The following is a 21,933-nucleotide window of genomic DNA, read 5'->3' as shown; positions in this document are numbered from 1 at the left end:
GCTTTTTCTTGTTTAGTCACAGAAAATGTATCGCCCTTCCCTTATGGTTTCATCTACTTTTAGGTTTCGTTCAGAGATGTTCAGGAGATAGCATATTATAGAAGGTTGACGTGAGCGAAAGAGGTGGATATGTAGATGAAATCATGGATTGTCAGTGGCTATGCAATCGTACTAGGAATCATCATCGGTTTAGTAAGTTGGCTGTTCTTATCTGTCGTTTATAAAGGGATTCACGTTGTATGGCACACAGTACCTGAGCAATTTGATATTCCGTTTTATCTGTTTCTCGTACCGGTCATCGCTGGTGTAAGCATCGGTCTGTTGCAACGTCGGTATGGGCAAATGCCTCGTCTCATGCCAGAAGTGATGGAAGAACGAAAAGATACCGGTCGTATCGACTATCGCTTGATTGGATTCACAACGTTGACCGCCCTCCTCGTTCTCATCGGAGGTGCAAGCCTCGGTCCTGAGGCCGCGCTCGTCGGCATCGTCGGCGGACTCACGACATGGTTCTCGGATCGCATCCGTCACGTCCGTCAAGAATTAGGAGAATTACAAGAAGTCGGTCATGCCGTCGTGCTTGGGATCGTCTTCAACGCGCCACTATTTGGTGCGATTGCGGCTGAGGAGAACGAGCAGAAGAAACAACCGATGCTAAACCTTTTGGCGACACTCGCCGGGATTGGGACGTTTTATTTATTGAACCAACTGGATGAGCGTCCCCCGTTCATCATTAAGTTCCCTGCGATTGAAAGTGTCCAGATCGATTGGACGATGTTATTGATTGTTCTTGGCGGCATGGTTCTCGGCTGGCTTTATTTGGTGAGTGAACATGCATTGATGCGACTCTTTTCAAACGTCCCCATCTTGCTGCTCACCACGCTTGGTGGAGTCGGAATCGGTGCGATGGCGCTCTTGTACCCGGACCTTCTCTTCTCCGGAGAAGAAACCATCCTTGAATATATCGAGGAGTGGCGTCTGATTCCGCTCTACACCCTTCTTTTGTTTAGTGTACTGAAACTGCTCTTTACCGCATTCTGTTTAGCGACCGGTTGGCGCGGCGGGCACATCTATCCTCTTCTTTTTTCTTCATTCACGCTCGGTTACTTTTTCAGTTTACTGTTTGACATCGATATGACGTTTTCCGTCGTCTTGACGACGAGCGCCTTACTGGCGACGGCGATGCGACAATCGCTTGCCATTATCGTATTACTCGTTCTCTTTTTCCCGCCGAATAGTTGGCTCTATGTATTCGCAGTCGTTGCGATCGTTTCAAAAATTCCGCTCCCTTCGTTCATTCATTCGCCAACGAACCCTTGATTTTAGATATGAAAAAAAGGGTAAGAGATGAATAGTTATGCACTCTCTCGAAAGGAGGAACGGTTGTGAGCGAATATGAAATGGCCATTGAAAACCTAATTGACGCAGTTAACTCGGATTGGATTAGCATCATTTTAGCTATTTTAGTCGTGATTATGGGGATTGTCGTCTTCATTTATGTCATCATGACAATCGTCGACATGTTTTTATCCAAGGATATCGTCTGGGGAATCGTTGAAGTCATCGCTCTATTCGTGGGACTGGCAGTGCTTTTGTCCGTCTTCTACTATTGGAATCGGAATCGGGTCAAAGCACAGTTCGGTCTCTTCCTCGTCTTGTTCTCTCTCGCAGTGAATGTGTACTTCTTCGTTCGTTATGCGAACGAAATCAACGCTGTCTTGAACAGCGTGTATTAGAAAAACGAGGGGGCATCTCCCCTCGTTTTCATCGTTACTGGAAAGGTGGTGTTTCGCTTGAAACGTCGCGTGATTCAACTGATCATCATGGTCATCAGTGTCATCTTGCTTATCGGTCTTTTGTTTTGGCTCGATGTCCTCACACCCGTACTAATCGGGATTGCCATCGTCGCACCGCTCGTCGTCGGATGGCAGATTCTATTTGACCAAGTACAACCTCAAGGGAAGCTCGCCTGGTTACTGACCGTCTTCTTCATTCCATTCATCGGTGTCTTGGCATGGGTCATGTTTGGCCGTACGCCACGCCGGCATCGACGCTTCAAACGAACGTCCTCAGAGATCCGGATGCTACGGCAAGCAATCGAAAGCGAGAAAATTGAAACTTCACCTGATATTGTGTCGTCTTACCCGTTGACACGGACACTCGAAAAATTAGGCGCATCCGGTGCCGATGGTCATACTTCGACTAAACTACTCGTCAACGGTGAACAGAAATTTGATGCATTGTTAGACGCCATCAACAGTGCAACCGATCATATCCACATCCAATACTACCTCTTTCGGACGGATGACATTTCGTTAAAAGTTAGAGACGCCCTCATTCAAAAATCGAATGAAAATGTCATTGTCCGCTTTCTGTATGACGGACTCGGTAGCCAAGAAATCGGGGAAGAGTTTATCCAACCGTTACGGGAGTCCCGTGTCCACGTTCAGGCGTTCGACCCCGTTTTGCATCCGTACCTGGTGTTTAACGCCAACTTCCGCAATCATCAAAAACTGATTGTCGTGGATGGGCGAATCGCGCTAACAGGCGGGTTGAATGTCGGGGATGAATATCTTGGGAAGAATGATAAACTCGGTTTTTGGCGTGACACCCATCTCCGTCTTGAAGGTCCGCTCGTCCGAGAATTGCAACAGCTCTTTGTCGAGAACTGGCTATACGCAGGACAAGGGACGAGTGATGAAACATGGGATTTGTTCGCAGATGAAGAGCACCTCTCTCAGTACTTTGTGAATGAACCGAAAGGGCAAAACGGTGCGACACAACTACTCGTCACATCGCCTGGTAAAGACGTCACGATTCGCGATGGACTCATGCGTCTGTTGATGGATGCCAAAGAATCGATTTGGCTCACCACCCCATACCTTGTCCCCCCACCTGAACTATTGGCCATTCTTGAAGTCGCAGGTCGTAGTGGCATCGATGTCCGAATCGTTGTACCGGGCAAAGGAGACGAATGGTTTAGCTTCCATGCGACCGAGTATTATTTTGAACAATTGTTGAAGCGCAATATCAAAATTTATAAATACAATCGCCATTTCATCCATGCGAAAACACTACTGATTGATGGCAAAGTTGCCCTCGTCGGGTCAGCCAACTTCGACTTTCGTAGTATGTTTCTCAACCACGAGATGATGATTGCCCAATTCGATACTACATCCATTCAAGAACTGCACGAGGCATTCCTGAAGGACTTTGAAGAATCCATTTTAATCGATTGGACCATGTTGCGGAAAAAGACGACCGGCAAACGTTTCGTCGAAGCGTTTTGTCACATTTTCTCGCCACTCCTTTGACGCATTCGCCAAACAAGATACGTCATGGCGACGACACCAACTAAAAACAATTGCCATCCAATCGTTAACTGCATCGCTGCCGTCACCGCCAGTCCTTCCATAATCAAGGCAGGAATCTTTCCAATCGTACTTGCTACTGCGAACGAGGCGAGCGTCATGCGACTGAACGCCGCCGATAACGTGACGAGACCAGAAGGAACGAATGGCATAAGACGCATCCCGAGGACGAGAAACCAAGCCTCGGCTCCTTCGGACTCCCGAAGCCGTTGAAATCGGCTACCATTTGGGGAAACATAACGGTGTAGGGCTTTTCGATAAAGGATGAAACTCACGACGGCGCCAACTGCCTCCCCGACAATCGATACGAGGATACCCGGCACGAGACCGAGGACACTCACATTGATGGCTGTTAGAAAAGCACTTGGGATGACACCGGCGACCGCAATCACACTATTCAATAAAATACTGATCATCAAAAATAAAGGGAGCGGGAGCAGTTCCCATTCCATAACCATCACTCTTTCTATTCACAAAATAAGGACCATGACATGTCGTCATGGTCCTTCACTATATCATAGCGATGATGAAGAGGTCGCACCTGCTTCATCCCACGAGTCTTCGTCGACTGGTGGTAGATGTTTTTCTTCCAATTTCGAAACGACAACCGCACATGCCGCATCCCCCGTGATGTTGACAGATGTGCGAAGCATATCGAGAATACGGTCGACCCCGATAATGAGGGCGATTCCCTCTACCGGTAAGTTGACTGACTGAAGGACGAGCGCAAGCATGACAAGTCCGACTCCCGGTACACCCGCTGTACCGATCGAAGCGAGGACCGCCGTGATGACGACTGTCAACAACTCAGTCATCGTTAGATCAGCTGCAAACACTTGCGCAATGAAAATCGTCGCAACCCCTTGCATGATTGCCGTTCCGTCCATGTTGACCGTTGCTCCGAGTGGCTGTACGAACGACGAAATCGAACGCGGCACACCGAGTTTTTTCTGTGCGACTTCCATCGATACTGGAAGCGTCGCATTTGACGAAGAAGTCGAGAACGCGAACGTCATCGCCTCATAGAAGTTCTTGAAGAAGAAGACTGGGCTCATCTTCCCGATGAAGTAAACCGCTGCCCCGTAGACAATCGTTGCATGTAAGAATAGCGTCAAGACGACGGCAATCATATACCACGCCATTGCGACAACCGCGTCGAGACCGATGCCCCCGATTGCAGAAGCAATCAATGCGAATGCGCCGTATGGAGCGAGCTTCATCACAAGATGAATCAAGTACATCATGATGCGATCGCCTTGTTTGACGAATTGACGCCACGTCTTCGCCTTGTCCCCGAGGGCAATCAACGCAAACCCAATCAATGCCGCAAAGACGATGATTTGAAGCATGTTTCCTTCAGCGAGCGCCGTAATCGGATTCGTTGGAATCATATTGACGAATGTCTGTACGATATTAGACGATTCCTCGGTCGCTGTTGATTCAAATTCAAGACCTGTCGTTGGGAAGTCCCCACGCTCCCCTGGCTGTAAGACGGATGCAACACCCATCGCTAACATGATCGCGAGCGCTGTCGTCGCTAAGAAGAACAGAATCGACTTCGACCCGACTCGACCTAGTTCTTTCGGGTCCCCGAGACCCATGACGCCTAAAATAATTGAGAAGAAGACAATCGGTACGACTAACATTTTAATTAAATTCAAAAAGATCGTTCCGACCGGAGATAAAATATACGGATTCACAATCTCATAAACATTATCCGGCAAGCCCGCCAATCCGAGACCAACAACAACACCTAGCGCGAGACCGATTAAGATTTTTTTCGTTTCGCTCATCGTATCACCCTTTCTTTTTTTCACAATGTAGTCAGTATATCATAATACTGAATTTTCATACAATTACAACTGAATATCTCTTCAGTTACAAATTCTCTTGAAATTCCCAAAAACTTGAAACAAAAAAGATTGGAGACGAAAATTCGTCCAATCTTTTTACTCAGCGTCTACACGCTCGAGCTCTGCATGAAGTTCAGTCGAGTTTGCCCAAATCTCAGGACGATGTTCTTGTAAGAAGTTCGCTAAAACGTCGCGGGACGGAGCGTCCATCATGTCGATTAAAATCCGACCCTTTAACGATTTATCCATTTGATTAACGTGATACGGTAATAATTTATAACCCCGTCTCGCTTCCACGTCAACTAACATGTCACATGCCGCGACACCGCCATAATAAAAGCCTTCTGGTTTTCGACCGACCGTCACCCACACGATCCAATACGGTTTCCCGTTCGGTACCGCTTCCGGGTCCGTCAAAAACTTAATCCGTTTCTCGATGGCAGACTTGGCGTGCATCGCTCCCATATCGATTGTTGCAACGCCTTCTTCGACATCGATGATGACCGGAGACATGTTATTTAAACTAAGCGAACCGACACCAAAACCACCGTGTCCGTCCGTCGCATCGTCTGAAATAATATTAAAATTAATGTCTTTCATGTTCCACCCTCCCTCTCTACTGTACACAATGACATAGGATGGTGGCAATCCTGAGTCACACCCATTCGATTTGAAAGCGTCCTCCTGGACCGATCTGTTGGATTAATGAACGATCTTCTTCAATGATCCTTCCGATGACATTGACGCGCTCATCTGCCGGCAAATCCCGCTTCGTTATTTGCAGTTCCCCTGCATAACGACCGTAACGTTCATTGTCGATCGTGATACTGCCGAGCATTCGTTCTTCTGTATCTCGCGGTTGAATCAAATGGTCCCCAGGTCGTCCATACGCTCTCGATTCGACCGAACGGATGACGTCCCGGGCTGGGTCCATCCGATTCGTGTGACTGGTTGGAACCGAATCATCATGATTTCGTGTGGTCGCTCGAAGAACGATGACGCCCTCGTCGTACTCCCGAAACTGTCGCATCGTCTGATTGGATATACACGGATCTCCAATCAAGATTCGATCGACCCTCGCTTGTAAATCGATATAACACGAAAACGGAGATTGGTGGCGGTGCATCTCGAGTGTCGGTAATGTCTCATGAAGGGGGCCACGTAACCGTTCATCTCCAGGGATGAATGCTTGTACCCGTATTCCTTGCGCATGTAACCAGGCGTTTCTTTCATCAAACCAAGAACGCTCGAGTCCTGTTTCCGGACGAGGATAAAAGTTATGCCACGCTTCGACATGCTCACGTCGTAGCCCTTGTCGTAGCATCTCTTCAAGCTCTGCTTCCGTGAGCGTACTCGCATTGAGGGCGACCATCATATGTCGTGATAAATCCGCCACTTGTTTCGGTGTGACACCATAGTCAACACGTAACCCGGTGACACCCCACTCCATCAGCGCATGAGCATCATCCCAAGTCTTACCGAGTGCCTGTAGAGACGATGGAGCGATATCCGCCACGAGTTCCATCTTTAGACGACTTGCCAACGCACCTAATTGCTGAAGTCGTTCCGTATAAGTTGTCGGATCGTCTTCCGGAATATGGAGCGACGTGAAGATGCTCGTAAACCCTGCCTCTCGCATGCGTTCCATCCAAGCCATCGAATCAAGTGTCAGTTCATCGCCTAAGTACACTGAAATCCCTCTCATATGAATCCACCTTTCCAAAAGTAGAGAAAAAGATGACTCGACTGGAGCCATCTTTGTTTGTCAAATTCCGTCCGCCATCTCTTCTTTGAAACCGAAGAAATAAGTAAACAGGAAGCCTGCCGTATATGAAATCAATAGTCCGGCAATGTACGTCAAATACATGCCATTATCAATCAATGGTGTGAGCGATAGACCGGAAACACCAACCCCGAGCGCCGCTGTCTTCATTGTCGCTTGGAAGGCACCACCGACCGCGGCCCCGAGACACGCTGTCAAGAAGGGTCGTCCGAGCGGAAGCGTGACACCATACAGGAGCGGTTCCCCGATTCCAAGGAAACCTACCGGAATGGCCCCTTTGATAATATTGCGAAGGCGTGGGTTGCGCGTCTTCACAAAGATTGCAAGCGCTGCACCGACTTGACCCGCCCCGGCCATCGCCAAGATTGGGAGAAGGGCCGTTGTTCCGACCGTGTTCAACAGTTCCAAATGGATTGGCGTCAAACCGTGATGCAATCCGACCATGACAAGCGGTAAGAAGAATCCGGCCAAGAGTGCCCCTGCGACAGGTCCCCCGAATTCAAGCGTCGCATTGATTCCTCGCATGATACCGTCTGACAATACGCCAGCGACCGGCATGATTGCATATAAAGCAGTAAATCCAACGATCAAGACTGTAAAGAGTGGTGTGAAAATAATATCAATGGATACCGGCATGAAGCGACGAATGTGCTTCTCGATATACGTCATGAGCCAACCGGCAAAAATAACACCGAATAATCCACCACGCCCGACGACGAGCGGCTCCCCATAAATGACGATGTCCGCGAGGAGCGGGTTGAACAGGATCCCCCCGGCAATCGCCCCGAGTACCGGCGTTCCTCCAAACTCTTTTGCCGTGTTCCAACCGACAAGGATGGCTAAGTACGCGAAGACCGTGCTACCGAGCACGAGTAGAATCTGCATCCATGTCTCCGTCCGGTCGACGCCGGCGTTGACGGCAAAGTTCGCTGCTCCGTTAATGATCCCCGAGGCGACAAGTCCCGGAATGAGCGGAATGAAGATATTCCCGAGGCGACGAAGGAATCGTTTGAACGGTGACTTTTGTTTTTCTTTCACCTTCTGGCGTTCGATTGCCGCACGCTCCTCTAACGTCAGGTTCGCATCAACCGACTCTTCCCCGATTGCGAGCCCTGTCTCATGACTCATATAATCCGCGACCCGATTCACAGTACCTGGGCCGACGACGATTTGCAGCGTCTCATCATTGATGACACCCATGACCCCGTCAATCTTTTTCAATGCGTCAATGTCTGCCTTCGTTTCATCTTTCAGCGTCAGTCGAACACGTGTCATACAATGCGCGAGTTGACGGATGTTCTCTTTCCCCCCGACATGTGCGAGGATATCCCGTGCTAAAACCTCTTCTTTCTTCATCTCGATTTCCCCCTTATAGCGCCTCGCGGACGAATCCGTTCGCGCGCTCTAATCGTTTGACAGCCTCCTCATAAGAGACGTCCGCTAAAATCATGACAATCGCCGTTTTGACGTGCCCCTTGGATGAAGCAAAATAACGCGCGGCCATTTCCATGTCGACCCCTGTCGCTTCTGCAATCATCCGCTTGGCACGCACTTCTAGCTTTTCATTCGTCGGTTGCACATCAACCATCAAGTTTTGATACACTTTCCCTACTCCAATCATCGACGTCGTCGAAATCATGTTGAGGACAAGTTTCTGTGCTGTTCCCGCCTTCAATCTCGTTGAACCGGTCAGTACTTCCGGTCCCGTTTCCACTTCAATCGGGTAATCCGCATGTCGACTGATGACTGCATCGCGATTACATGAAATTGAAGCGGTTGTGGCACCGAGTTCTCGTGCGTAATCGAGACCTCCGACCACATATGGCGTTCGACCGCTCGCTGCAATCCCAACGACTGTATCCTCTGCCGTCAAATGAAGCGCTTTCAAATCTGTGACCGCCAATTCCTTACTGTCTTCTGCTCCCTCAACGGCTTGAATGAGCGCACGTTCGCCGCCGGCAATCAGTCCGATGACTTGATTGGGTGATACTCCAAAAGTTGGCACACACTCCGCTGCGTCTAAAATCCCTAAACGTCCACTCGTGCCCGCACCGATATAAATCAGGCGACCGCCTTTACGAAAGGATGCGATGACTCGCTCCACGACTTTTGTGATGACCGGAAGTTGCTCTTGAATCACTTGAGGAACTTGTTGATCCTCTGCATTCATAATCGCCAATCGTTCCTCAATCGACATCTCGTCCAGGTGCATCGTTCGTTCATTCCGTCTTTCTGTAGCCAGTTTATCTAGCATCGCCACCATCCTTTCTTCTCTTATGATTTCATCGTACTATATTGAAATTTAAAGTCAATTTATAATTTAATTTTTATGAAATTAAATTTCAAACAAACTTTAAATAAAAACTCACTCTGAACGAATGAGTCGTTTTTTCAAGACGTGCACGCGTGTTCCTTTATTCGTGATCGAATCCTTCTCATACACGTATCCGTTTCGCTCCCAGAACCGACGAGCGCGGAGATTGTTTGGAAGGACACCTAATCGAAATACCGTCTGATACGGGCGCATATATTGGTCTTCCAATTGTTCATACAACGTTTGCGCCAAACCTGTCCCATGGAGAGATTCTTCGACAACGAACAAACCAAGCCAAAGCGAGCCATCGATCGGATGTTTTTTTAAGAGGTCGGCGATTGCCACGATTCGCTCTTCTTCACGAAAAATCAGGCTAATCGTACCTTCTTCTTCAAAATCTGCCACGTTCTCGTCACGAAACATCTCGACTATCTGTTCATTCAATCTTGCGAATGTGCGCTGGTCCATCAAAAAGCGTTGCAATTCTTGACGATCTTCGGCCGTATAAGGTCGAATCATCGGCGTAGTTTCACCATCTCATCACGGGCTTCTGCGTACCGATCAATCAACCCTTCTCCCTTCCGGTGGAGGAGTCCCATATATAACGTATCGACAATCGTCAATTGTGTCATCCGTGAGGCGATGCTCGCGATTCGGAAGTCGCTCTCGACGTTCGGTGTACAGAGTCGAACGTCCGCTTCTCGGTAAAGCGGTGATTTGTCGAGGTTAGTGATGGCGATGACCGGAACACGTTTCTTTTTCGCAAATCGGACAAGCTCGAGCACATCTTTCGTTCGTCCTGACGTGCTGATTGCGACGAATACATCAGACTTTCCTAAATGCGGGATCAGCGACAACATATAATGAAAATCGGGAGAGGTCGTGGCCGCATATCCCAGCTTCGTAAACTTATATTGCGCATCGATTGCCGCAGTCGAAGACCCCCCGACCCCGTAAAAGATGACGCGGTTCGCGCGAGCGAACAGGTCCACTGCATGTTCAAGTTCTCGTTTATCCATCGCTTCGGCGCACGCCTCGATTGCCGCCTTGTTCACATGGATGACTTTTTGGAACGAGTCATACGGCGTGTCCTTTTGCTGGAGGACGTTGAAGTCCGTCAGCGTCGTCTCCGTGACAGCCAAGTCTTTCACAAGCGCGAGCTTGAACGCTTTAAAACTATCAATCCCGACGACTCGTGCGAAACGAACGATACTCGCCTCGGATACATCCGTCTTTTGCGCTAGCTCTTTTGTCGTCATGTTTGGAATGAGCGTTGAATGGGACAAAATATAGTCGGCGATCTTCTTTTCGACCGCTGTCATATCCTCTTTCGCTAAATCAATTTTCGTAAGTAAGGATTCCATTTGGTCATCCCCTTCCTGCAACTGTTGTTCTTTTATGATAGCGGATTCCTTCCCCATATTCCAATCACCTAAAAAGATCGAGCGTACGCCCGATCTATAAGTTGTTCGTATTGAACGTGTCACCACCTTGAATCGATCCGTTCTCAAATCCTCTCTCGAACCAACGCATGCGTTGTTCCGATGTCCCATGTGTGAACGAGTCTGGCGTCACATATCCACGTGCCTGACGCTGCAGCGTGTCATCGCCAATCTGATGCGCGGCATTCATCGCTTCTTCCACGTCCCCCGCTTCAAGATACCCTAACCCTTGCGCGTGATGGGCCCATACGCCTGCATAGTAGTCTGCCTGCAACTCAAAGCGGACGAGATAGCGATTGAATTCGGTCTCGCTCATCTCGTTCCGAAGCGGCATGATTTCTTCTGTCGTCCCGAGAAGCGTCTGGACATGATGCCCGACCTCATGGGCGACGACATAAGCCATCGCAAAATCCCCTGGTGCATTGAAACGTTGACTCAGTTCATCATAAAAACTCAAATCGATATACAGTTTTTGGTCGCCGGGACAATAGAACGGACCCACAGCCGAGCCGGCAATACCACAAGCGGATTCAACCTGTCCGGAAAATAGGACGAGCGTCGGCTCTTCATAGGTCATCCCATTTTCAGCGAAGATGTCTGTCCACACTTCTTCCGTATCCTTCAAGACGACCGCTACGAAATCTGCCATCTCCTCTTCACGAGCCGTTCCCGTATACGTCCCCTCCGATTGAGGTTCCCCGAGTCCGATATTGTTGACGAGATCGGTCGGGCTTCCCCCGTTCAATAATGTAAAGACGATGACGAGAATCAACCCGAGACCGCCTCCGACCCCGGCAATCCCTTTCCCTCCGATGCTACGGCCACGTCGATCCTCGACGTTCCGGCTCTGTTGTCTTCCTTTCCACTTCATCCCGATTCCTCCTACATTCGCTCTGTCTTGTTTATTACCCCAAATCCGGTAAAAGTGAGCCCATGTTTCTCGGTAGATGAGAATTTTCTTTTCTAGAGGAAGGGGATTCTCTACAATGAAAGAGACTTCAGCAAAGGAGGAATGACCATGCCTTATGTAACTGTAAAAATGCTCCCGGGCCGTACCGTGGAACAAAAACGCGCGTTGATTGAAAAAGTGACGGATGCCGTCTCCGAAACGACGAATGCGCCAAAAGAAAACATCACCGTCTTCATCGAAGAGATGGATGCGACACATTACGGACAAGCCGGTGTAATGCACGCAGATAAGAAGTAAGTGACGAACGGACTCCTGATATGGAGTCCGTTTTTTGTTCTAGTCTTCTCGGTTCACGTCGAACCGTTCACTCGGTACGGTCGGCTTAATCAAGTGACGTGTCGCTCGCCAGATGTGGTAGCCGATACGGTCGAGCCAGAGCAATACTTGTACTTTTTGTATCGTCTGGTCCATCTCCAACTGATTCGCCGCCGTCTCTTCTAGCAGCTCCGAGCGATGTGCTTTCCGATATTCCGCCAGTTGTTTTGAGGCCTGTTTCCACAGCTTCGAATCCTCTGGTGGCGTATGATGATTCAGTTGATTCACAAGGTCAAGCTCATGCAATACGAGTTCTCGTGCCGCTAAAAAGTCGGTGTCCCGAAGTGCGTGGACCGGTTCGACTTCTCGCAAGACATATAACCAGCGTTCCAGATGATCGATCGTATGCAAGAGGGATAGATGTTGGCCATAATCATTTTGCTTTCCTTCATCTTCAAGACGTATCGTGCTCAAAAAGACACGGACATCGCTCAACGTCTTGTCGACGAGCGTCAATTCATCTTCACGAAGACGTCCCTCTCGGACAAGCAATTCCGTCTCATTTCCTAAATATCGTTCGATTTCAAGTAAAGAGCGTCGTGCCGCTTCAAGAGCGACCGTAGGGAGTTGTGACATGTTTTTATCGAGCAGACGTGTCAATTTTTCGGAGCGACTCGGAATCCACTTCAGTAATCGACGTGCGAACGTTTGATAAAATGGTAGGAATAAGATCACACCTAGTAGATGGAATGTCGTATGGAATAAGGCGAGACGTAATAAGTCGTTCCAGTTGAACCAATCGGCTACTCGATTGACGACCTCGAAGAGAACAGGGAACGTCAGCCATCCAATGAGGACGATTGACACGTGGTAGATGGCATGCCCCAATACAATGCGTCGGGCTGACTTCCAGCCTCCGATTGAACCGAGTGCCACGACGAGGCTCGTCCCCGCACTTTGACCAAGCACCAAATAAGCGGCTTGCGGGAGTGAAATCGCCGCCGTCGCGAGAGCCGTCATCGTTAGCACGAGTCCAATCGTCGATGACTGAAGGACGGCGGTCATCATAAATCCGATTCCAATCAGAAGTGCCTGATGCAGAACGGTCATCTCACCGGCCGAGCCAAACGAGAACGTGACGACATCCCGCATCGCTTCTTGAAGTGTCCCAATCCCAACAAAGATCAACCCGACACTGACGAGCAACAGTCCCACACGGCTAAGGCGCGGACTGGATAGACGAAACGCCATCCCGATTCCAATGATCGGCAAAAACAACTGGCGCACGTCTAAGTTATAGCCGAGGATGGCAATGATCCATCCCGTCGTCGCGCTGCCTACGTTTGCGCCAATTACGAGAGGTAACGATTGCGTGAACGTGAGAAGCCCCGCGCTCACAAAACCAATCGTCATCAGTGTCGTCACCGAAGAAGATTGAAACAGGGTCGTCAGCATTGCGCCGAGAGTCGCCCCTGATAAAGAGCCGTCGGTGAATTGATTCAACCGATGACGCAATCGTGTACCAGCCCATTTTTTGAGCGTATCTGTCAGTAACGTCATCCCGAGTAAAAAAATCCCGATTCCACCAATCAGTGTCGCAATCTCCATCGTGTCACGCCCCTTTGCGTGTTTAATCGTCCTTCAATGTCGATAAAATCCACGATTTTTCATTCGCATAATCTTTTAAATTCAACAACACATCTTCCGGATAATAAATTTTTTCATCCGATTGTCTCGAGTTCAAAATCGACTGGACGAGCATCGAGACCTCTGAAATCTCTTTTCGCTCCCCGTCATTCATCTGTAGATAAATCCCCTCGTATTTGCCTTGTCCTTTATATAAATCGTATGGCAATTGACTCAATTGATCTTCAAGCAGATAGTATGTTGGTGGAAGCCCGATCGTCTCCATCGTCTGTCGCAAGCGCTCCATATAACGGACACGATTCGCTTCCGGGAAGTTTTTATATTTTAATAATCGGCGATTCACGAATCGACTCGCCAAATCGGCTAGAATCGCGTCGTCTTCTTCCATCCATTCTTGGAAATAGAAGTAGACGACCGTCTCATCCAATTTCAAATATTGTTCGAGTGACATACCGGTGCGTTCAAAGATCGGCAAAAAGTGTTTCGGCGTCATGTTAAACTCATAGCCACTCTCATAGAGCTCCTGTGCCCGCTCAAGAATCGCTTTCAAGAGGAGATCGCTCGACCGTGTCGCCGGATGAAGGTACACTTGCCAATACATTTGATAGCGACGCATAATATAGTCTTCAATCGTATGCATCCCAGACTGCTTGACCACGACTTGGTCTTCATCCGGACGCAAGACGCGCAACATGCGTTCTAAATCAAACTTTCCATAACTGACACCCGCAAAGTGAGCGTCGCGTAACAAATAGTCCATCCGGTCGACATCAAGCTGTGAGCTGAGCATATTGACGATCAAGCGATTCGGATGCGTCTTATTGATGATGGAGGCCACTTCTTCGGCAAACCCGACACCCATCTCAGATAAAACCCTATTTACTTCGGTTTCCCCTAAAATGATGCGCTCCGTCCACACTTCATGACGAACGGAAAAGACGTGCTCGAACGCGTGCGAGAATGGACCGTGTCCGACATCGTGCAAGAGCGCTGCTGCCAACAGTAGTTCACGGTCGCGGTCGTCCCATTCCGGATACTGTTGGAACTGATCGATTAACTGGCGTGCGATTTCATATACGCCGAGCGAGTGATGAAATCGCGTGTGCTCCGCGCCATGAAATGTCAAAAAAGACGTTCCAAGTTGTTTGATACGACGCAAACGCTGAAATTCTTTCGTATTGATCAACTCCCAAATGAGGTGATCGTAAACATAAATATATCGATGTACCGGATCCTTAAATACTTTCGATCCAGATAGTTGTCCTCGAGACGAGTACATGACATGCCCTCCTACGTTTCGTTATGTTCTAGATTCGACTTCAAACGAATCGTTCCCTCCATGCTATAATGAGGAGGAAAATTTTTTGTGAAAAGGAATTAATGTATATGATCCATCCATTGTTACAACAACCGAGCTATCGCATCATCGATCAGTCGAGTCTTGGCACGATGTTTCAATCGGAACAATCGTTTGCGACCGATGATACGTTATGTGCGTCAACGCTAGAACGAGGTGCCGTCTTGCGGGCATGGGTGCACACCGATACGATTGTACTCGGAATCCAGGATGCTCGGCTGCCTCATTTGAAAGAGGGAATTCGCTACCTGCATGAACAGAGATTCCGTCCCGTCGTCCGAAACTCAGGCGGATTAGCCGTCGTGCTAGACGATGACGTCCTCAACCTTTCTTTAATTTTACCAGAGAAGGACGGGATTCAAATCGACAGCGGCTATGAGGCTATGACCTCGCTCATCCAACACATGTTCCAAGACGTCACGAATGACATCGTCCCAGGTGAAGTCGTCGGTTCATACTGTCCAGGAAGTTTCGACTTGTCGATCGACGGCAAAAAGTTCGCTGGGATTTCGCAACGACGCGTTCGTGGCGGTGTCGCCGTTCAAATTTACTTGAGCGTAAGACAGAGCGGAAGCGCACGTGCTGAAATCATCCGTGACTTTTACGACCTTGCCATCCAAGGGGAAGAGACAAAGTTCACGTACCCAACCATTGTACCGGAAACGATGGCTTCACTTGAAGACTTGCTTGGGATCCCACTCACCGTACAAGACGTCCTCACTCGGGCCTACCGCGTTCTTTCCACTGTCAGTTCGCTCCAAAACGCGACATTAACGGCAGACGAGCAAACGATGTTTGCAAGTCAGCTCGAACGCATGTGGAAACGGAATGAGCCGTTACGCGACATTGAACAACAATTAACAGAGGAGTGATTCATCCAATGTTTAAACTGATCACAGACACCGGAGCCGATTTGACACACGATCAAATCATCGAATACGGTCTTGAGATTTTACCGCTCGGTGTCATCATCGACAACGAAGAATTTTTAGACGGCGAAACGATTCAACCGAAAGAAGTATACGATGCGATGCGTCAGGGTAAGACGCCAAAGACGTTCCAAATCGAGACGTCACGAATCGAACACTGTTTCCGTCAGCATCTCGAGGCTGAAATCCCGTTCTTATATCTCGCTTTCTCCGGAGAACTCTCCGGTACATACCAAACCGCTGTCATGGTCGGCGAAATGTTGAAAGAAGAATATCCAGACAGTACATTCACGGTTCTCGATACACGGACCGCCTCTGTCGGACAGGCATTGTTCGTCAAAACGGTCGCAGCGTATAGTCAAGACCATACGTATGAAGAAACGGTCGAGTATGCCGCTTCGCTCGTCGGTAAAGTCCGTCACTTGTTCACGGTCGAATCACTCGAATATTTGATGCGGGGCGGACGTGTCTCGAAGGCGAGTGCTTTCATCGGAGACTTGTTGACGATTTTACCGTTATTGACGGTCGAAGACGGCAAGCTCGTCCCGATCGAAAAGGTACGCGGTCATAAAAAGGTCATGCGCCGGATGGTCGAACGGACAGTCGAATCGAAGTCGATCGTCGAGAACGGAGACCTCTTCATCGGTCATGGTGACGACCTAGAAAAAGCCGAACAGTTCGAGAAGATGGTCCGCGAACATCTCGAACCGAAGCACATCACGAAGACACTGGTCGGGTCTGCCATCGGTGCCCACACCGGTCCCGGTCTACTCGTCATCGCCTATTTCGAGGCATGAAAAAATGAGCTCTCCCGATTTTCGGGCGAGCTCATTTTCGTTTAGCGATTCCAGTTTTTAAATCCATCACCGAACTGCGCGTAATTTTCGTCTTGGAACACACCGTCCACAAATTTCGGTACATCTACCGGCAGTTTCCCTTGCGGCTTCACTTCACCGAAGATGGCACGAATGCCTGCCGGCAAGTTCGGACCAGCCGACTTCAAGTTGCCCGCCTCCGAATCCGGTCCATTCGGGTCGCCTTTGAATCCATAGATTAAGAGATGTGCGGGGGCATCCGGTTGAACGGCGATGTCGTATGGGTTGCGCAAGCTAAGTAAGACTGACTTCTTCCCTGTCTCGTTTGCGTAACGGAACACCTCCGCCGGCACGTAATGATCAGCTGACGTCGGCTTCAGTTTGGCGCTGTTGTTCACGTTCGAACCGACGATGATATAGTCAGCCGCTTCGACTTGTTGCCGTAGTGCCGGATTTTGATTTAGATGCGGCGTTGATGCTGAGTAGTTGGCCGTGATGACGTTCACGTCTTTCATATTCCCTGCATTCTTTTCTAGTGACTTGATTGTTTTCACCATGCTGTCCGTTTGGTCTTTCGCTGGCGACAAGACGAGCACCGTGTCTCCTTTTTTCGGTTTGAATGGAAGCGTCTTCTTCTCGTTCTTCACGAGAGTGACGGCCGCCTCCGCGATTTCACGTTCCTTCGCTTTATGCTCAGCGCTTCCTACCGTTGCATTCGCTTCTGCGAGCTTCATCTCGAGCGTCGTGGAGTCCGTCGTTTCTCCCCAAATTCCACGCTCTGCTTTCAGTTTTAAAATGCGTTCCACTGATTCATCGATGGTCGCCTCCGATAAACGTCCATCCTTCACTGCCGCAATGACTTCCTCAAAGATTGCTTCGAGTTTGATCACATCTGCTTCCGAGCGTAAAATCGTCGGCATGAGCGCGATGTCGACCCCTGCTTCGAACGTCTTGATGACCGCCTCTGCTTCCGTAAAATTGTCTGCGATGGCTTGCATGTTGAGTGCGTCGGTCACCACGATTCCTTCATATCCAAGTTCCTCACGAAGCACTCCCGTGATGACATCATCCGAAAGCGTCGCCGGGAGTGGGAACGTGCCGCGTTCTGATTCGACGACCTCGTCCTCGATTTGTGGCATCCCGATATGCGCCGTCATGATCATGTCGATTCCTTCTGTGATGGCACGTTTGAACGGTAACAACTCGAGACCACGCAACTCGTCGAGTGATTTATCGACAACCGGTAACCCATAATGCGAGTCGACGGCCGTATCGCCATGACCTGGGAAATGTTTCGCCGTTGCTGCAACACCTTGGTCTTGAATACCTTGTGTCATCGCGGAACCGAGTTCCCCGACTAGTTCAGGGTCGCTCGAGAACGAACGGACGCCGATGACCGGATTTCCCGGATTGTTGTTGACGTCAAGTACCGGTCCGAAGTTCACGTTTACCCCGAGTGCGTTCAATTCAGAACCGATGATTTTCCCTGCATCATAGGCATATTGACTGTTACGTGTGGCCCCGAGTGCCATATTCCCCGGTAAATTCGTTCCCGTCCCAAGTCGTGTCACAATCCCACCTTCTTGGTCGATCGTGACGAATAACGGGACATCATTGCTGGCATCTTGTTTCACGACTTCTTGCAAATCATGAACGAGTTTCGTCGTCTGTTCCGTTTCCTTCACGTTCTCCGCAAACAATATCACTCCACCGAGATCGAAACGATCGATGACACGCGCCACTTCCGGTGCAAGAGATGTATGGTTCGCCCCGTTCCATAATCGGAAGTCCGGCATGATCATCTGCCCGATTTTTTGTTCGAGCGTCATCGACTCTAGCTTCGTGTTGACGCGCTGGTCAATCGACATCGTCGGCGTCCCTTCCGCCACGACCGCGTCTGCTGCTGGAACCGACGAGACGAGCAATGCCGTCGTCAATCCGAGTGTTGCCGTCCAATTCAGTGCCTTGTTCATGTTCCCACTCCCCTTAGTCAAATTTGGCTGACCCCCAAACGAAAAGGCATGGAGGAAGAAGCGTTGCCTCATCAACGCTCGTTCACCCCATGCCTGATCGCATCAGTTACATTTGGTCCTTATTCAGGTGGTCAACAACAGTATAGCAACTCCACTTTTTAGAAACAATTGTTCAAGTGAAAGCGTAACCATTTTGAAACAATGTTTCTGTTTTGATACACAGTGAACTGTATTGGCAAAACCAATAATTTCTGTGGTTCGTTTTTGATTCGTTTTTTGGTAAACTCAATTCGATACAGGTTAACTTTCAAAAAGGGGGAAATTATTGTGGCAAGAGGGGAACTGAAACGTAAGCCGGAATGGTTAAAGATCAAATTAAACACGAACGACACGTATACCGGCCTAAAGAAAATGATGCGCGAGAAAAATTTACATACGGTATGTGAGGAAGCAAAATGTCCGAACATCCATGAATGTTGGGCGGTACGTCGGACTGCGACCTTCATGATTCTCGGGAGCATCTGTACACGTGCTTGCCGTTTTTGTGCCGTCACGACCGGAAAACCGAACGAGCTCGATTGGGAAGAGCCAAAACGTGTTGCCGAATCGGTTCGACTTATGAACTTGAAACACGTCGTCATCACGGCTGTCGCGCGTGACGACTTGAACGATTACGGGGCTACTGTCTTCGCAGAAACGGTTCGCGCGGTTCGCGCCATGAACCCGGAGACATCGATTGAGGTGCTCCCGTCAGACATGATGGGTGATTTCTCTGCCTTGCAGACGTTGATTGATGCGGGTCCTGACATCATGAACCATAACTTAGAGACAGTCCGTCGCCTCACACCGAGAGTTCGTGCGAAAGCAACATATGACCGCACACTCGAGTTCTTGAAGCGTTCGAAAGAATTGAACCCGGATATCCCGACGAAGTCATCGATCATGGTCGGACTTGGGGAGACGAAAGAGGAATTGATTGAAGCGATGGATGACCTACGCGCGCACAATGTCGATATTTTGACGCTCGGTCAATACTTGCAGCCGACGAAGAAACACCTTGAGGTGGAACGTTACTACCATCCAGACGAGTTCGCCGAGTTGAAAGAGATCGCTCTATCAAAAGGATTCTCACATTGTGAGGCTGGTCCACTCGTCCGTTCGTCATACCATGCGGATGAGCAAGTACACAAGGCGCGTCGCCACACGATGTTGCCAATCGACTAACAGAAAGAAGAGAGATTATGACTGGTACGACGTGGCATTTACTTAGAACTGAATCGACTTCCCCGGCCGAAAATATGGCGATTGATGAAGCCATCGCCAATTGGGTCGCGAAGGGAGAGCTCAAACCGACGCTTCGTTTTTATTCATGGGCACCTCATGCAATCAGCGTCGGACGTTTCCAGCGAGCGACGCGTGACTTGGACCGGGACGCCCTCAAAGCGAACAATATTCCGGTCGTTCGTCGCTTAACAGGGGGACGTGCCGTGTTGCATGCGGATGAGTTGACGTATAGCGTCATCTTGCCTGAATCGACCCCTGCCCTCCCGACGAATATCATCGAGAGCTATCGCCTACTCACGGAAGGGATTCGTCGCGGATATCACGAACTCGGCGTCCCCGCCGAATTTTCGGTACCATTGACGGAAGAGGATCGCGAAGCGCTCCGCAAACCAAAATCGGCCGTCTGCTTCGATGCTGCTTCATACTATGAGCTTGCTGTCGACGGGAAGAAGATCGCGGGTAGTGCACAAGTGCGCCATCAAGGGGCCGTGCTTCAACATGGTTCGATTCCTCTCTCCGTCGATGATGAGGTGTTGTTTGACTGTTTCGCGATGGATGAGACGGAGAAACACGAAGCCAAAACCCGCTTCAGCGAAAAAGCCGTCGCCTTGAACGACACGTTAAAGCGTTTCGTTTCCTTTGACGAAGTAGCGGCCGCATTCGAGACCGGTTTCAAGGACGCGTTCTCGTTAACGTTCGAACCGCTTGTCTTCACGAAAGAACAGCAAGCCGAAATCGATTTGCTCGTCAAGAAGTACGAGAGTGATGAATGGGTCTGGAAACGCTAAAAAGATTGTCCCTTTTTTACAGGGGACAATCTTTTTTATGCCGTGTTTGTTCGGCGCAAGAGATGGCGCACTTCTCGGAACGTGACGAATGTTTTGTTGTTCGCATCATACAATTTGTAGCGTAACGATTTCAAACTTGAAAACAGTCCGATTGTCGTCGCCCGTTGTAACGGCGGTGTCGACGTATGTGCTTTTTCTAGATGGTAGTTCGGCACGCGTGGACTCAGATGGTGGACATGATGGAATCCGATATTACCCGTCACCCATTGAAGCACTTTCGGCAACTCGTAATACGAGCTTCCTTCGATGGCCGCCTTTACATAATCCCATTCCTGCTCATCTTCAAAATAGGAATCTTCGAACGTATGCTGAACATAGAACAACCAAATTCCGAGCACACCGGCGATGAACATCGTCGTTCCTTGTACAATCAAGAACGCTTGCCAACCGATCAGATAGATGAGCGCGCTATATAGGACGACGAGAGAAATATTGATGAGATACGTATTTTGTCGTTCTTTTTTCCGCGCGTCCTTTCGGTTGAAACGACTCGTGACGAGAATAAGCCAAAGTGGTCCGAGACCGAACATAACGAGCGGATGACGATATAGGCGATACTTTAGACGAGTCCATTTTGACGCTTCGATATACTCCTCAATCGTCATGACCCAGATGTCGCCGACACCCCGTTTATCCAAATTTCCACTCGATGCATGATGAATCGCATGCTCTCGTTTCCACTTCTCGTATGGAAATAACGTCAAGACCCCTGTAATGGTTCCGACAATCGCGTTCGCCTTCTTATTTTTAAAGAATGAACCGTGTGTGCAGTCATGGAAGATGATGAACATCCGCACGACAAATCCTGCTGCAATCAACGTGAACGGCAATGTCAGGAAAATCGAGACACTTAGTAGTTGGTACGCTAAAAACCACGATACGAGAAACGGTAAAATCGTATTGATCATCTGCCGCACACTGATCCGAATATCGGACTTTTCAAACGGCGAGACGTGCTTTCTTAATTGGGCAATCTTTTCTTTACTCATAACAACCTCCTTGAATTCAACAGCGTCACAACGCAAAAATATAGATAAAACCAACAACCAACGTTGTTCAATGTGAATTCATGGATCGGAAGTATTCCCTATC

General features: G+C 49.2%; 21 protein-coding genes. 8 read left to right on the top strand and 13 right to left on the bottom strand.

The window, feature by feature from the left end; translation table 11 throughout:
* Positions 1 to 135: 135 nt before the first annotated feature.
* From IRJ25_RS01045 to cls, 3 genes are all read left to right on the top strand, one after another.
* Positions 136 to 1,320, top strand: coding sequence for a chloride channel protein (locus tag IRJ25_RS01045; protein ID WP_269317581.1), 1,185 nt, complete (start codon positions 136 to 138; stop codon positions 1,318 to 1,320).
* A gap of 65 nt (positions 1,321 to 1,385) precedes the next feature.
* Positions 1,386 to 1,736, top strand: a complete 351-nt coding sequence (locus tag IRJ25_RS01040) for a hypothetical protein (protein WP_269317580.1) — start codon at positions 1,386 to 1,388, stop codon at positions 1,734 to 1,736.
* Between the two features lie 48 nt (positions 1,737 to 1,784).
* Entirely contained in the window at positions 1,785 to 3,314 is a 1,530-nt protein-coding gene (cls, locus tag IRJ25_RS01035; protein WP_269317579.1) for a cardiolipin synthase, read from the top strand.
* Here cls and IRJ25_RS01030 read toward each other — a convergent pair.
* The 9 genes from IRJ25_RS01030 to ypfJ form a co-directional block, all read right to left on the bottom strand.
* Positions 3,290 to 3,823, bottom strand: a complete 534-nt coding sequence (locus IRJ25_RS01030; RefSeq protein ID WP_269317578.1) for a TVP38/TMEM64 family protein — start codon at positions 3,821 to 3,823, stop codon at positions 3,290 to 3,292. The two genes, cls and IRJ25_RS01030, sit on opposite strands and share 25 nt — an antisense overlap.
* Before the next feature lie 63 nt (positions 3,824 to 3,886).
* Positions 3,887 to 5,164 carry a dicarboxylate/amino acid:cation symporter gene (locus IRJ25_RS01025; protein WP_264092945.1) on the bottom strand — a complete coding sequence of 426 codons (1,278 nt, stop codon included), beginning with the start codon at positions 5,162 to 5,164 and terminating at the stop codon, positions 3,887 to 3,889.
* A gap of 156 nt (positions 5,165 to 5,320) precedes the next feature.
* Positions 5,321 to 5,824: a YwhD family protein gene (locus IRJ25_RS01020; protein WP_031422148.1), complete on the bottom strand. Its 504-nt coding sequence runs from the start codon at positions 5,822 to 5,824 to the stop codon at positions 5,321 to 5,323.
* 55 nt (positions 5,825 to 5,879) lie between these two features.
* The gene (locus IRJ25_RS01015; protein ID WP_264092946.1) at positions 5,880 to 6,929 is read right to left on the bottom strand and encodes a DUF871 domain-containing protein; all 1,050 of its coding nucleotides are present in this window, start codon (positions 6,927 to 6,929) and stop codon (positions 5,880 to 5,882) included.
* 60 nt (positions 6,930 to 6,989) lie between these two features.
* The gene (locus IRJ25_RS01010; RefSeq protein ID WP_269317577.1) at positions 6,990 to 8,363 is read right to left on the bottom strand and encodes a PTS transporter subunit EIIC; all 1,374 of its coding nucleotides are present in this window, start codon (positions 8,361 to 8,363) and stop codon (positions 6,990 to 6,992) included.
* A 13-nt stretch (positions 8,364 to 8,376) separates the two neighbouring features.
* Positions 8,377 to 9,270 carry an N-acetylmuramic acid 6-phosphate etherase gene (gene murQ / locus IRJ25_RS01005; protein WP_214685389.1) on the bottom strand — a complete coding sequence of 298 codons (894 nt, stop codon included), beginning with the start codon at positions 9,268 to 9,270 and terminating at the stop codon, positions 8,377 to 8,379.
* A gap of 102 nt (positions 9,271 to 9,372) precedes the next feature.
* Positions 9,373 to 9,840, bottom strand: a complete 468-nt coding sequence (locus IRJ25_RS01000) for a GNAT family N-acetyltransferase (RefSeq protein ID WP_078147715.1) — start codon at positions 9,838 to 9,840, stop codon at positions 9,373 to 9,375.
* Entirely contained in the window at positions 9,837 to 10,685 is an 849-nt protein-coding gene (locus tag IRJ25_RS00995) for a MurR/RpiR family transcriptional regulator (RefSeq protein WP_031422140.1), read from the bottom strand. Before IRJ25_RS00995 ends, IRJ25_RS01000 begins: the two co-directional genes overlap by 4 nt.
* A 94-nt stretch (positions 10,686 to 10,779) precedes the next feature.
* Positions 10,780 to 11,634, bottom strand: a complete 855-nt coding sequence (ypfJ, locus tag IRJ25_RS00990; protein ID WP_031422139.1) for a KPN_02809 family neutral zinc metallopeptidase — start codon at positions 11,632 to 11,634, stop codon at positions 10,780 to 10,782.
* Positions 11,635 to 11,781: 147 nt separating this feature from the next.
* Between ypfJ and IRJ25_RS00985 the strand changes: the two genes are divergently transcribed.
* Complete coding sequence (locus IRJ25_RS00985) at positions 11,782 to 11,970, top strand: 2-hydroxymuconate tautomerase (protein ID WP_012727443.1); 189 nt, start codon at positions 11,782 to 11,784, stop codon at positions 11,968 to 11,970.
* Between the two features lie 39 nt (positions 11,971 to 12,009).
* Here the strand turns inward: IRJ25_RS00985 and IRJ25_RS00980 are convergent, their stop codons facing one another.
* Complete coding sequence (locus IRJ25_RS00980; protein WP_269317576.1) at positions 12,010 to 13,596, bottom strand: Na/Pi cotransporter family protein; 1,587 nt, start codon at positions 13,594 to 13,596, stop codon at positions 12,010 to 12,012.
* A 22-nt stretch (positions 13,597 to 13,618) separates the two neighbouring features.
* Positions 13,619 to 14,914, bottom strand: a complete 1,296-nt coding sequence (locus IRJ25_RS00975; protein WP_159563019.1) for an HD domain-containing protein — start codon at positions 14,912 to 14,914, stop codon at positions 13,619 to 13,621.
* A 107-nt stretch (positions 14,915 to 15,021) separates the two neighbouring features.
* Between IRJ25_RS00975 and IRJ25_RS00970 the strand changes: the two genes are divergently transcribed.
* Both IRJ25_RS00970 and IRJ25_RS00965 read left to right on the top strand, forming a co-directional pair.
* The gene (locus IRJ25_RS00970) at positions 15,022 to 15,864 is read left to right on the top strand and encodes a lipoate--protein ligase family protein (RefSeq protein ID WP_269317575.1); all 843 of its coding nucleotides are present in this window, start codon (positions 15,022 to 15,024) and stop codon (positions 15,862 to 15,864) included.
* 8 nt (positions 15,865 to 15,872) lie between these two features.
* A complete protein-coding gene (locus tag IRJ25_RS00965) occupies positions 15,873 to 16,718 on the top strand; it encodes a DegV family protein (RefSeq protein ID WP_214685376.1) in 846 nt (281 codons plus the stop codon).
* A gap of 41 nt (positions 16,719 to 16,759) precedes the next feature.
* Here IRJ25_RS00965 and IRJ25_RS00960 read toward each other — a convergent pair whose 3' ends face one another.
* The gene (locus IRJ25_RS00960; protein WP_214813954.1) at positions 16,760 to 18,709 is read right to left on the bottom strand and encodes a glycoside hydrolase family 3 protein; all 1,950 of its coding nucleotides are present in this window, start codon (positions 18,707 to 18,709) and stop codon (positions 16,760 to 16,762) included.
* Positions 18,710 to 18,997: 288 nt separating this feature from the next.
* On the opposite strand from IRJ25_RS00960, the gene lipA reads away from it, so the two are divergent.
* Together lipA and IRJ25_RS00950 are read left to right on the top strand one after the other, a co-directional pair.
* On the top strand, positions 18,998 to 19,933 hold the full coding sequence (lipA, locus tag IRJ25_RS00955; protein WP_324292278.1) for a lipoyl synthase: 936 nt from the start codon (positions 18,998 to 19,000) through the stop codon (positions 19,931 to 19,933).
* A gap of 17 nt (positions 19,934 to 19,950) precedes the next feature.
* Positions 19,951 to 20,781 carry a lipoate--protein ligase family protein gene (locus tag IRJ25_RS00950; RefSeq protein WP_214685372.1) on the top strand — a complete coding sequence of 277 codons (831 nt, stop codon included), beginning with the start codon at positions 19,951 to 19,953 and terminating at the stop codon, positions 20,779 to 20,781.
* Positions 20,782 to 20,816: 35 nt separating this feature from the next.
* On the opposite strand, the gene IRJ25_RS00945 is transcribed toward IRJ25_RS00950, so the two are convergent.
* Complete coding sequence (locus tag IRJ25_RS00945; RefSeq protein ID WP_214815391.1) at positions 20,817 to 21,830, bottom strand: fatty acid desaturase; 1,014 nt, start codon at positions 21,828 to 21,830, stop codon at positions 20,817 to 20,819.
* Positions 21,831 to 21,933: the final 103 nt, after the last annotated feature.

Source organism: Exiguobacterium sp. KJ 601 (genome assembly GCF_027161185.1).
Taxonomy (GTDB): Bacteria; Bacillota; Bacilli; order Exiguobacteriales; family Exiguobacteriaceae; genus Exiguobacterium; species Exiguobacterium profundum.
This window is presented reverse-complemented; position numbering and strand designations above follow the sequence as displayed.

Bases quoted from the DNA above. Each gene is read 5' to 3' on its own strand.
- IRJ25_RS01015 (WP_264092946.1), bottom strand. From the start codon at position 6,929: ATGAGAGGGATTTCAGTGTACTTAGGCGATGAACTGACACTTGATTCG.
- IRJ25_RS00980 (WP_269317576.1), bottom strand. From the start codon at position 13,596: ATGGAGATTGCGACACTGATTGGTGGAATCGGGATTTTTTTACTCGGG.
- ypfJ (WP_031422139.1), bottom strand. From the start codon at position 11,634: ATGAAGTGGAAAGGAAGACAACAGAGCCGGAACGTCGAGGATCGACGT.
- IRJ25_RS00945 (WP_214815391.1), bottom strand. From the start codon at position 21,830: ATGAGTAAAGAAAAGATTGCCCAATTAAGAAAGCACGTCTCGCCGTTT.
- IRJ25_RS00970 (WP_269317575.1), top strand. From the start codon at position 15,022: ATGATCCATCCATTGTTACAACAACCGAGCTATCGCATCATCGATCAG.
- IRJ25_RS01010 (WP_269317577.1), bottom strand. From the start codon at position 8,363: ATGAAGAAAGAAGAGGTTTTAGCACGGGATATCCTCGCACATGTCGGG.
- IRJ25_RS01030 (WP_269317578.1), bottom strand. From the start codon at position 3,823: ATGGAATGGGAACTGCTCCCGCTCCCTTTATTTTTGATGATCAGTATT.
- IRJ25_RS01025 (WP_264092945.1), bottom strand. From the start codon at position 5,164: ATGAGCGAAACGAAAAAAATCTTAATCGGTCTCGCGCTAGGTGTTGTT.
- murQ (WP_214685389.1), bottom strand. From the start codon at position 9,270: ATGGTGGCGATGCTAGATAAACTGGCTACAGAAAGACGGAATGAACGA.
- IRJ25_RS01000 (WP_078147715.1), bottom strand. From the start codon at position 9,840: ATGATTCGACCTTATACGGCCGAAGATCGTCAAGAATTGCAACGCTTT.
- IRJ25_RS01045 (WP_269317581.1), top strand. From the start codon at position 136: ATGAAATCATGGATTGTCAGTGGCTATGCAATCGTACTAGGAATCATC.
- IRJ25_RS01020 (WP_031422148.1), bottom strand. From the start codon at position 5,824: ATGAAAGACATTAATTTTAATATTATTTCAGACGATGCGACGGACGGA.
- IRJ25_RS00965 (WP_214685376.1), top strand. From the start codon at position 15,873: ATGTTTAAACTGATCACAGACACCGGAGCCGATTTGACACACGATCAA.
- IRJ25_RS00995 (WP_031422140.1), bottom strand. From the start codon at position 10,685: ATGGAATCCTTACTTACGAAAATTGATTTAGCGAAAGAGGATATGACA.
- IRJ25_RS00985 (WP_012727443.1), top strand. From the start codon at position 11,782: ATGCCTTATGTAACTGTAAAAATGCTCCCGGGCCGTACCGTGGAACAA.
- IRJ25_RS00950 (WP_214685372.1), top strand. From the start codon at position 19,951: ATGACTGGTACGACGTGGCATTTACTTAGAACTGAATCGACTTCCCCG.
- IRJ25_RS00975 (WP_159563019.1), bottom strand. From the start codon at position 14,914: ATGTACTCGTCTCGAGGACAACTATCTGGATCGAAAGTATTTAAGGAT.
- IRJ25_RS00960 (WP_214813954.1), bottom strand. From the start codon at position 18,709: ATGAACAAGGCACTGAATTGGACGGCAACACTCGGATTGACGACGGCA.